Below are 10926 nucleotides of genomic sequence, written 5' to 3' on the forward strand. Positions count from 1 at the left end.
GATCGTTCCGGTCGCCACCGGCTCGGTGGCGACCGGAACGATCAGAGCCCCGGCCCGCTCCCCGCCCTCGCGAAGCCCTCGTCGACGGGCGGGCGGGCCTTCGGGCGCTCCGTCCCGATCGATGTCCGCGCCCGCGTCAAGGTCACCGGCCCGCGGTGTCGAAGGCGGGCGGGAGGGCCGAGTCGTCGGTGCGGGGGGTCAGCCGGAACGACCGTCCCCCGCCCGCCGGCGGCGCGACAGGCGGTCCCCCGGGGAGCGGGGCGCGTCCGCAGCCCCGCTCCCCGCCGCCGCTCTCCTCGCTCCGGGGCGCGCCGGCGCGCGCCGAAGGGCTCCGTGGGTCCACGGCCGCTCAGGGCGCCATCTCCTCCGCGCGGGCGCGGTGGGCGGTGTCGATGAAGGAGTACGGGGGCCAGGGGCCCAGGAAGCGGACGCGGACGGCGGGCTGCCGGGCCCGCAGTTCGGTCAGCACGGTGCCGACGGCGTCGATGTCCTCCCGCCGGACGAGCAGGGCGGCGCACAGGACGTCCGTCTCGCCCGCGACCCGGTGGGTAGGGCCGCGGTCGCGGTAGTCCTCGGCGACGGCCAGCAGGCGCTGCCTGGTCTCGGCGTGCAGGGTGTCGGCGAGCTGTCCGGCCGTGGCGCGGGCCCGGTGCTCCCGCTGCTTGGCCATCAGCCTGCGCATGCCGGGTGACAGACCGTCGGGCCCGCCCTCCGGCGCGTCCTCCCCCGCACCGCCCGCGGTGGCGGCCGTACGGTCCACGGTGATGTCGACCCGCAGTTCGCACCGGCCGGCCAGGTTCTCCAACTGGCCCCCGATGTCGGCCGCCTGCTCGGTGACCCACTCGACCAGGCGCTGTTCGGCGCTCCGTCCGGCCGCGGGCCCGGCCGCGTCCCCGTCCTCGGGCGACGGCTCGGCGGCGACCAGGACGTTGAAGGTCATCGGCAGGACGCTGCCGGTGCGTTCCCACACGGTGTCCACCGCCCGGCTCTGCTCCTCCACCCAGCGGCGCACCTGGTCGTCGCCGCCCTCGAGGGGGGTCGGCGCGGCGTCGTGCACCAGTGCCGCGACGGAGGTGCCGGGGACGCGCACCAGCCGCAGGGGGCGGCCGTCGATCCCGGTGACGCCGTCGGCCGCGTCCGGCCGGTCGGGGAGCAGCGCGTACACGTACAGCGCCGTGTGCTCGGTCATCCGCCCGCCTCCTCCGCCCAGCGCCGCGGGTTGATCAGCTTGTCCACGACGTCGTCGACCACTTCGTCCAGTCCCCGGTGCAGGTCGGCGACGGAGGAGACGATGCCGTGGTCCTCCTTGATCTGCTCCATCGCCTCGTCCAGTTCCAGCAGGGCGTCCGCCAGGCGTTCGGCCTCCTGCGGGGTCAGGTCGTGGCCGTTCATGCGGCGCAGCGCCTGGCGGTCCAGCGCCTCCTGGATGACCTCCACCAGGGTGACCACCAAGGACAGCACCCCGTGCTTGAGGCTCTTCTCGTCGACGGTCAACGGCATGTCGGCTCTCCACCCTCCTGCTGTCGTGCTCGGTCGTTCACCCGGGTACCCGGTCGCCCGGTCACCCGGTCACCCGTCCGGCCGCCGCGACGGGGCCCGTCGCGGATCCCGTCGCGCGCAGTCGTTCCGTCCAGGCCGCCGGATCGTCCGCGGCCAGCCTCACCTCGTCGCCCGCGGCGGTGCGCACCGCGATGACGCCGCCCTCCCCGGCGGGGCTGTACTCGGGGATCCGGCGCACCGCGGTGATGTCCGTCAGCGGCAGCACGAGCGCCGGGCGGGAATCCACGGGGGACTTCCAGACCAGCCGGTCGCCGGTCAGCCGTCCCTGACCGCCGCGCCACAACGGCCCGCCCCGGCGCGGTTCGTGGTACCACAGGTGCCCCTCGGCGAGAGGCGGATCCTCCTCGGCGGGGGACCGGAACGCGAAGGGGAGGGCGGGCCCCGGGCGGCCCGCGCACGCCTCGGTGAGGAGGGCGCGCAGTTCTTCGGGCTCCCGCGCCGAGAGGCGCTCCTGACCGCCGTCGGCCAGGGCGACGTCCAGGCGCAGCCGTTCCTCGCCCCCCACCGTCTCCTCCGGTTCGAGCCGCACGGCGGTGACGGCGTCGAGTCCGGTCTCCCACAGGATCTCCCGCGGTTCGTCCCGCAGGACGACCAGGCGGCGGTCGGTGAGGTAGACGGTGCCGGGCCGCCACCCGTGGTAGAGGCCCTCCGTCAGGAGGTGGCCGCCGCTCATCCGGCAGACGATGTTCTCGTCCTCCTCCAGGTCGAGGGCGCGGCGGGCGGTGGACCGCTCGGCCCAGGCGCGGGTGTCCTCGTCCCAGTGGCGCATCATCCCGTACTCCAGCATGGTCTCCATCCCGGCGATGGCCGCCCGGAGGGAGACGCCGATCAGCGGGATGTCGGCCACGGCGACGATCAGGTCCAGGTGCAGGACCGCGCCCTTGTTCAGCACGACCTCCAGCAGGTCGTCCAGGGTGACCCGCGGATCCCGCGTGGGGCGCATCGGGGACAGGTCAGCCGTCACGCCGTTCCGCCTCGCCCTCGGCCGGGGACGGTTCGGCCGCCCGGCGGTCCTGCTCCTCGTCGCCGTCGCTCCCGCCCGCGTCGTCGGCGGTGGGCTCCTCCCGGCCCCCGGTCAGCGCGGCCGGCTGCGCGTCCTCGGAGCGGCCCCGCATCCGGGCCTGCGCGCTGAGCCACCCGCACCAGGGGCACCACTTCTCCAGCAGCTGTTCCACCGGGGAGCGCTTGCCGCAGGCCGGGCAGCTCTCCTTCTCCTCGCGCGTGTCGCGCCACGCGGCGGTCTCCGTGTCCGTGCCGGACGGGAACTCCAGTCCGTAGCGGGCGGCCGTCTCGAAGGAGGCCAGCGCCGCACGCAGACGGATGCCCAGCAGCTCCACCCCGGCCACCGAGACCATGATGTCGGCGTTCAGCACGAGGCCCTTGTCCAGCAGGGTCTCCACCACGTGGGCGAGGCTGCCGTCGCCGTCCCGCCGCGGCTGCATCGGGGACATGCCCGCGCCGGCCGTTCCGCCCTGCGGCGGGACGGGCCGGGAGACCGTGGACGGGAATCCGCTGTCGCTCGGGGGGATCCTCTCGGGGTAGCTGCTCATTCCGCGCGTCTGTCCGCTCTCCCGTCACTTACACACCCGGGTCACCGACGCACCCGGGTCGGGTGCCGGGGGCGCGCGGGCGGACCGGTCGTCAGGAGCGGGTGGCGGCCGGCGCGGCCCGCGTCCACGCCGGGGCGCCGGAGCCGCCGATGCGCATGAGTGGCAATTCGGTCATATTGCTCAAGGTGAGACGCTCGTAACAGAGGGTCCGCGAGGGTGGTGCCGGCCGTCTTCCGGAGCGTCTCCGCAGGCCGGGCGGGCTGCGCCGGGCGCAGGGGTCGCTCTTTGTAAGGTGTTTTTTCGTGGTGTCAGTTTCATTGACGTGATGTAAAGCGAATGGCTACCTTGGCACCAGCCACAAGGGTGCGGTGCGCCCCTGCGGTGTACCTCCACCCCGGACATGTGAGGCAGGCATGAGCGTCGAGAGCAACACCGTGAACACCGTCCTCGGCCCGGTGGCAGCCGAGGACCTGGGTGTCGTGTCGGTCCACGAGGCGCTGCTGTCGGTGGTCCCGGGCGCGGAGTACGCCTACGACGTCACCCTCGACCGTGCCGAGATCTTCGAGACGCTCGCCGCCGGGCTGAAGGACTTCCGCGCCCACGGCGGCGGAACGATCGTCGACAGCACCGGCATGTTCCACGGCCGGGACGTGCGGCTGTACGAGGCCCTCTCCCGGACGACCGGCGTGCACATCGTCGCCTCGACGGGCCAGGGCCCCGAGGAGATGCTCGGCGGCTACTTCCTGACGCCGCAGACCGACCCGCCGACGCCGTGGCCGGCCGAGAAGTTCGCCGACCTGTTCACCAGGGAGGTCACCGAGGGCATGGTGGTGCCCCGCGTGGAGCGGCGCGGCGCCGCCGGCCTGGTGGCCACCGCCGCGACCCGCGAGGGCATGACGGCCACCGACGAGAGCCTGTTCCGCGGCGCGGCCCGGACCGCGCTGAGCACCGGCGTCGCGCTCTCCGTCCGCTACGGGAGCGACGCCCTCCACGACCTCGACGTGGTCCTGGACGAGAAGCTGCCCGCCGACCGCGTCGTCGTGGGCGGACTGGACCGCAAGGACGCCGTCGCCGCCGGCGCCCCCCTCGGGATCGCCCGCCGCGGCGCCTACGTCGCCCTGGACCACGTCGGCACGCGGGACGACGCCCACCTCACCGACGACGAGCGCGCGGCCCTGGTCGCCGAACTCGTGCGGGCCGGCTTCGGCGACCGGATCCTGCTCTCGAGCAACGCCACCGGCGTGGCCAAGGGCCACCCCGGCAACGACCTGCCCTACAGCTACGTCCTGACCACTTTCGTCCCGCTCCTGAAGGCACGGGGTCTCGGCGACGAGGACACGCGGCGGATTCTCGTGGAGAACCCGCGCGCCCTGCTGTCGGCGCGCTGAGCGCCCCCGTCGGCGACCGTCAAGTCTCTTTTCTCAAAGGTGAGTGTTGTGTCGAAGGTGAACACCGTCCTGGGGCAGATCCCGGCCGAGGAGCTGGGTCTCGTGGCCGTCCACGAGCACATCGGCTACGGCATGCCCGGCTCCGAGCTGGACACGAAGTGGTGGAAGACCCCCGAGCAGCGGTACGAGGAGACCGTGCCGAAGCTGCGCAGGTTCCACGAGCTGGGCGGCGGCACCTTCGTCGACGCGACCGGCATCTGCAACGGCCGTGACGTCGACTACTACAAGTCGCTGTCCGCGAAGACCGGCGTCCACATCGTCGCCTGCACCGGCTTCGTCGGCGGCGACACCGCCCTGCCGCACTTCGCCCGGGCCGACGTGGACTACCTGACCCGCCAGTTCGTCCACGAGATCACCGTCGGCATCGGCGGCACCGGCAGCCTCGCCGGCGTCATCAAGGTCGGCGTGAGCCGCGGCGGCCGCATGACGGACCTGGACAAGCGCATCTACCGGGCCGCCGCCCGCGCCTCGCTCACCACGGGCGTGCCGATCCTGACCCACCTCGCGATCGACGCCGAGAACGCGATCGCGATCTTCGACGAAGAGGGCCTCCCCCTGGACCGCGTCCTGTTCGGGCACGTCGACGACGGCGTGAACGCCGACAGGACGCGCGACGTCTGGATCGCGGAGCAGGGCGGCCGCATCGGCTTCGACACCTTCGGCTACGAGACCGAACTGCCGGACCCGCCGTTCTGGGCCCGCCCCCGCCAGGAGCGCCTCGACCACTTCCTCCGGTTCATCGGCGACGGCCGGCTGCACCAGGTCCTCGCCTCCGCCGACGCCAACTGCAGCCCCCTGGGCTGGCCGGGCGTGAAGGGCCACACCGTCAACTACATCTTCGAGGACCTCATCCCGGACCTCCGCGCCGCCGGTCTCGACGAGGCCGCCATCAAGACGATCTTCGTCGACAACCCGGCCGACTTCCTCACCCTCCGGAAGCCCGCCTGACCCTCCGAAAGGCCTCCGGCACCCTTCCGGAAGCCTGTCCCGCCTTTCCGGCACCCCTCCGGCACCCCTCAGGGCTCCCCGGCAGCGCTCCGGCAGTGCTCCCGGCCACCCCGGCAGTCCTCCCGGCTCCCCGGAGACCTCCCACCCCCCACGGTCTTTTCTCCGCGGTCTTGTGACCTCCCAGAATCAGAGAGAACCACCATGCAGACCTCAGAACTGAAGAACCTGAAGATCGCCGTCGTCGGCGCGGGTTACGGCGGCGCGGCGGCGGCCAAGGCCCTGAGCCTGCTCGGCGCCCAGGTCGACGTCTACGAGCAGGCGAGCCGGACCCGGGAGGTCGGCGCCGGCATCGGTCTGCGTCCCGCCACCATGAACCGGTTCCGCCAGTGGGGCATCTTCGACGCGATCGCGAAGGTGACCTCGCCCAGCGAGTACTTCGAGATCCTCACCGCCACCGGTGAGCCGATCATGAAGGAGCCGTGGCCGGCCGACGGCGAGCAGACCCACACCCACCTGATCCACCGCGGCGACTTCATCGAGGCGCTGCTGGGCGTGCTCCCCGAGGGCATGGTGCACCTCGGCCACAAGCTGGAGGGCATCCGGGACGAGGGCGACCGCTCCGTGCTGACCTTCGCCAACGGCAGGACCGTCGAGGCCGACCTGGTGGTCGGGGCCGACGGCATCAAGTCGGTGGTGCGCAGGGAACTGTTCAGCGACAAGGGCCCGGTCTTCTCCGGCGAGCACGCCTACCGCGCGGTCATCTCCCTCGACGACGCCCACGGCATGGTCACCGACGACAACCTGCGGATGTACATCGGCAGGGGCACGAAGGTCTACCTGCTGCCGCTGCGCCACCGGGACCAGGTGTCCTTCGACATCACCGCGCTGTGCCCGGACAGCGCCTGGAACCCCGAGGTCACCAAGGACGACATCCTGGCGACGGTGGAGGGCTTCGACGAGCGCCTCGTCGCCATCGCCCGCGGCCTGGACATGGACACGGTGAACATCCGCGCGGTCTACGACATCGACCCGGTCGACACCTGGCACTCCGACTCGGTGGTGCTGCTGGGCGACGCCGCCCACTCGATGCTGCACCACCAGGGCCAGGGCGCGAACTCCGCCATCGAGGACGCCGGCGCGCTGGCCGACGCGCTGCGCGACGCGCCCTCCCCGAAGGAGGCCCTGGTCCGCTACCAGGCCACCCGCAAGCCGGAGACGGACAAGCTGCAGGCCATCTCGCGCCAGGGCTGGTCCGAGGAGGAGATCGAGGACGTCTTCCCCGGCCAGAAGCCCACCACCGCCGCCCCGAAGGAGTAACGGACATGCCCCTGCACCCCGAGATCGCCGAGTTCCTCGTCGGCCTGCCGGCCCCCGCCCAGGGCCCGCTCGACCCGGTCGCCCTGCGCGCCGCGGACGAGGCGCACGTCGCTCCCCCCGAGGAGCGCCTGCCGCTGCACGCGGTCGAGGACGTGACCGCGCGGACGGCGTCGGGCGAGGTGCCGGTACGGATCTACACGCCGGCCGAGGCCGACCGCCACGGCGTACTGGTCTACTTCCACGGCGGCGCCTTCTTCCTCGGCAGCCTCGACACGCACGACCACGTCGCGCGCTCGCTGGCGAAGGAGACCGGACTCAAGGTCGTCTCCGTCGGCTACCGCCTGGCGCCCGAGGCCGCCTTCCCCGCCGGTCTCGACGACTGCTACGCGGTCGTGCGCTGGGTCGCCGAACAGGGCGAGGGCCTCCTGGGCTGGGACGGCACGACCCTCGCCCTCGCCGGCGACAGCTCCGGCGGCACCTTCGTCGCCGCGGTCGCGGCCAGGGCGCACGACGACGGGTTCGACCGGATCACGCACCAGATCCTCTACTACCCCTCGCTCGACCTGGACTTCGACGTCGACCGCTATGCCTCGCTGCGGGAGAACGCGGTGGGCTACGGGCTGGAGACGGCGGGGCTGAAGCCCTTCAACGCCTTCTACCTCGACAGCGGCGCCGACCCCGCGGACCCGCTCGTCTCGCCGATCAAGCGGGCGGACCTCCGCGGGCTGCCGCCGGCCCTCGTCGTCACCGCGGAGTACGACCCGATGCGCGACGAGGGCGAGCTCTACGGCCGGCGGCTGAAGGAGGCCGGCGTGGAGGCGACGGTGAGCCGGTACGAGGGCGCGGGCCACGGATTCGTCCAGCACTTCTCCTGGATCCCCGAGTACCACCGGGTCTTCGAGGAGACGCGCGACTTCCTCGGCCGGCGCTGACCCGGCCGGCCGCGTACGAGTTCGGAAAGAGGACCATGACGCACGCAGTCCCCGTCCACCCCCTGGTCTCGCCGTGGGGCCGGTTCGGTCTCTACAGCTTCTTCGTCGACGCACCCGAGCCGGCGATCGTCGACACCGGGATCGGCTCCTCGCCCGCCGAAGGGATGGCTCCCGCCCTCGAGGCGCTCGGGCGCCGCATCGAGGACGTGCGCTGGATCCTGCTGACCCACGGTCACATCGACCACGTCGGCGGGGCGCACGCCCTGTGGGAGCTCACCGGCCGGCGGGCGCGGGTGGTGATCCACGAAGCCGACGCGCCGATGCTCCGCTCGCGGCGGGCCCACGTGGAGGAGTACCTCACGGGCCGGGGCCGCTACCTGGGCGACCCGGAGGGAGAGGCGAAGGTGACGGCCGCCGCGAACGCCGTCATCTCCGGCGAGATGGAGCCCACCCTGCTCGTCAGGGGCGGCGAGACCCTCTCCCTAGGCGGCGGCGTCACCGTCTCGGTGCACTCGACACCGGGCCACACGCCCGGCTCGGTCGCCTACGTCGTCGACGGGCAGCGCTCGGTGTTCGTCGGCGACTCCGTGCAGGTCCACGGGGCCGCCAACGGCTTCCCCGGCTACACGGACCCGGCCGCCTACCGCGCCAGTCTGGAGTACCTGCGCGACGAGGTCCGTCCGCGGCACCTGTACCTCGGACACCCCTACCGGCGCGCCGACGGCACCCCGTACGGCGTCGAACTCGACGCCGCGCAGGCCCGGGAGGCCCTCGAGCAGAGCCTCGCCGTCGAGGGCCGGGTCGCCGCGGCCGCCCGCGGCTGCCTGGAGACCGGTCCGCGGGAGACGGACTCGCCGTACTCGCCGTTCGCCCGCGCCGCCGGGGAACTCGGCTACACCGGCGACCCCACGCTCGAGCCGTCGCCGTTCTTCACGTCGATGCACGGCTACCGCACGCGGCACCACCCCAACGCGTAACGCACTGTCCTGGGGGGCGCCCCCAGACCCCGGAGGAGCTTCACACCCATGACCGACTTCCAGACGATCCGGGCGGGCCGGCAGGAGATCGCCGTCCGCAAGGATCTGCGCGTCCCGATGCGCGACGGCGTCACGCTGGCGGCCGACACCTACAGCGGCGTCGGCGACAAGCCGCGTCCGGCGCTCGTGGCGCTCAGCCCGTACGGCAAGGAACTGCAGGCCCTCGCGCTGACCACGCCGCCGCAGCGGCGCCCCAGCCCGATGTGGGACGGCTGCATCGAGGCCGGTGACATCGCGCGCGTCGTCCAGGAGGACTACGTGCACGTCATCGGCGACCTGCGCGGCTCCGGGGCCTCCGAGGGCGAGCACATCGGCAACTACAACGCCGGCGGCGTCCCCCTGGGCCAGGACGCGTACGACTTCATCGAGTGGGTGGCGCGGCAGCCGTGGTGCGACGGCAACGTCGGCATGATCGGCATCTCCTACTTCGGCACGATGCAGGTGCTGGCGGCGGCCGAGCGGCCGCCGAGCCTCAAGGCGATCTTCGTCAGCGGCGGCCACTACGACTTCTACGAGACCACCTACCACGGCGGCGTCATGTGGTTCATGCCGCGTGCCGCCCGCGAGGGCCGCGGCGGCGACTCCGGCTGGGCCTTCACCGACGGCGTCAAGTCCCGCATGCTCGAGACCTTCTCCCCCGAGGAGATCAAGGAGAAGGTCGCCGAGCGGCTGCGGGACCCGGACGTGGCCGCCTGGCCCAACCTGGTCCACGTGCTCACCTACCCGAAGAACCACGAGGCCTGGTTCGACATCGTGATGAACGAGGTCGACGGCGACTGGTACGAGGAGCGCAACCCGATCACGCTCGCCCCCGCCGTCGACATCCCGGTCTGGCTCCAGATCGACCAGGGCCGCGGCTGGACGATGGACGGCACCATCGAGCTGTACAAGGCGCTGAAGGGCCCGAAGAAGCTCGACATCGGCCCCTACCCGCCGATGCAGTCGCGCCCCTTCGTCGAGGAGCACGACAAGATGTTCCGCTGGTACGAGTACTGGCTCAAGGGCGTCGACAACGGGGTCATGGACGAGCCCGCCGTCACCGTCCACGTCGAGGGCTCGCGCGAGACCGTCACCGGCGCCCAGTGGCCGCCGAAGGACGTGGAGCACAGGCCGCTCTACCTGCGCCCGCGCCACAAGTTGTCCTTCGAGCCCGAGCTCATGGGCGCCGAGCACGCCGCCCCCGACGGCTTCTACCAGGCGCCGCTGACGGTCACCGACAAGGTGGAGATCCTCAGCTGGAGCACCGCTCCGTTCACCGAGCCCACCGAGATGATCGGCCAGGGCGCGGCGCACCTCTTCGTGGAGATCGACCAGCCCGACACGAACCTCATCCTGCGCATGTGGGACGAGGCCCCGAACGGCGGGCGCCAACTCATCACCACCGCCTACCTCAAGGCCTCGCACCGCGAGCTCGACGAGGAGCGCACCACGGAGGGCGACCCCCACCACCCGCACACCCGGGCGGTGCCGGTCGAGCCGGGCGGGATCGAGGAGTACGTGCTGCGGGTCTACCCGTTCGCGGCGACGTTCCTGCCGGGCCACAAGCTGGTCGCGGAACTCTCCAACGCCGAGCCGCTGGCCGACGAGCACAACGCGCTGCTGCCGCCGGACGCGTTCCACCTGCCGGTGGGCCGCCCCGTCACCCACAAGATCTACCGCGACGCCGAGCACCCCTCCCGGCTCGTCCTGCCGTTCACGAGGGCCACGGCGCCGGACGCGGCGCGGTAGGGCGCCGCCCGCGACCGCCGGGGAGAGCGGCGCGGCGGTCCCGGCGCCCCCTCAGGACACCGGCCGGACGGCCCGCCGCACCCGCGGCGGGCCGTCCGGCCGTCCGGTGCGCGCACGGTCCGCGGGGCCGTCCCGGCGGCGTCGCCCTCCCGGGTCCCGTGGGTTCCGGGGGGTTCACGGTCCTCGGGGGAGGGAGAGGACCGTGAACCCCCCGGAACCCACGGGACCCGGGAGGGCGACGCCGCCGGGACGGCCCCGCGGACCGTGCGCGCACCGTCCGGCCGGTGTCCTGAGGGGGCGCCGGGACCGCCGCGCCGCTCTCCCCGGCGGTCGCGGGCGGCGCCCTACCGCGCCGCGTCCGGCGCCGTGGCCCTCGTGAACGGCAGCACGAGCCGGGAGGGGTGCT

General features: G+C 73.0%; 10 protein-coding genes. 6 read left to right on the top strand and 4 right to left on the bottom strand.

The annotated features are described in order from the left end of the window. Window positions 1-349: 349 nt before the first annotated feature. From AOK18_RS04660 to AOK18_RS35085, 4 genes are all read right to left on the bottom strand, one after another. The gene (locus tag AOK18_RS04660) at window positions 350-1189 is read right to left on the bottom strand and encodes a GvpL/GvpF family gas vesicle protein (RefSeq protein ID WP_055693469.1); all 840 of its coding nucleotides are present in this window, start codon (window positions 1187-1189) and stop codon (window positions 350-352) included. Further along, the gene (locus tag AOK18_RS04665; RefSeq protein WP_055572988.1) at window positions 1186-1500 is read right to left on the bottom strand and encodes a gas vesicle protein K; all 315 of its coding nucleotides are present in this window, start codon (window positions 1498-1500) and stop codon (window positions 1186-1188) included. Before AOK18_RS04665 ends, AOK18_RS04660 begins: the two co-directional genes overlap by 4 nt. Window positions 1501-1561: 61 nt before the next feature. Next, window positions 1562-2524, bottom strand: coding sequence for a gas vesicle protein (locus AOK18_RS04670; protein ID WP_240503058.1), 963 nt, complete (start codon window positions 2522-2524; stop codon window positions 1562-1564). Then, window positions 2514-3110, bottom strand: a complete 597-nt coding sequence (locus tag AOK18_RS35085) for a gas vesicle protein (protein WP_276205338.1) — start codon at window positions 3108-3110, stop codon at window positions 2514-2516. Before AOK18_RS35085 ends, AOK18_RS04670 begins: the two co-directional genes overlap by 11 nt. A gap of 413 nt (window positions 3111-3523) precedes the next feature. Between AOK18_RS35085 and AOK18_RS04680 the strand changes: the two genes are divergently transcribed. From AOK18_RS04680 to AOK18_RS04705, 6 genes are all read left to right on the top strand, one after another. After that, window positions 3524-4498 (top strand): phosphotriesterase family protein, encoded by a 975-nt coding sequence (locus AOK18_RS04680; protein WP_055693470.1) that lies wholly within the window; start codon window positions 3524-3526, stop codon window positions 4496-4498. A gap of 48 nt (window positions 4499-4546) precedes the next feature. After that, entirely contained in the window at window positions 4547-5506 is a 960-nt protein-coding gene (locus tag AOK18_RS04685; RefSeq protein ID WP_055572986.1) for a phosphotriesterase family protein, read from the top strand. Between the two features lie 201 nt (window positions 5507-5707). Further along, window positions 5708-6823 (top strand): FAD-dependent oxidoreductase, encoded by a 1116-nt coding sequence (locus tag AOK18_RS04690; protein WP_055572985.1) that lies wholly within the window; start codon window positions 5708-5710, stop codon window positions 6821-6823. A gap of 5 nt (window positions 6824-6828) precedes the next feature. Further along, a complete protein-coding gene (locus tag AOK18_RS04695) occupies window positions 6829-7755 on the top strand; it encodes an alpha/beta hydrolase (RefSeq protein WP_055693471.1) in 927 nt (308 codons plus the stop codon). Between the two features lie 35 nt (window positions 7756-7790). Then, window positions 7791-8732, top strand: coding sequence for an MBL fold metallo-hydrolase (locus AOK18_RS04700; RefSeq protein ID WP_055693472.1), 942 nt, complete (start codon window positions 7791-7793; stop codon window positions 8730-8732). A gap of 48 nt (window positions 8733-8780) precedes the next feature. Beyond that, the gene (locus AOK18_RS04705) at window positions 8781-10520 is read left to right on the top strand and encodes a CocE/NonD family hydrolase (RefSeq protein ID WP_055693473.1); all 1740 of its coding nucleotides are present in this window, start codon (window positions 8781-8783) and stop codon (window positions 10518-10520) included. Window positions 10521-10926 lie beyond the last annotated feature (406 nt).

Origin of the sequence: Streptomyces prasinopilosus (assembly GCF_001419695.1) — a bacterium.
Lineage (GTDB): Bacteria > Actinomycetota > Actinomycetes > Streptomycetales > Streptomycetaceae > Streptomyces > Streptomyces prasinopilosus.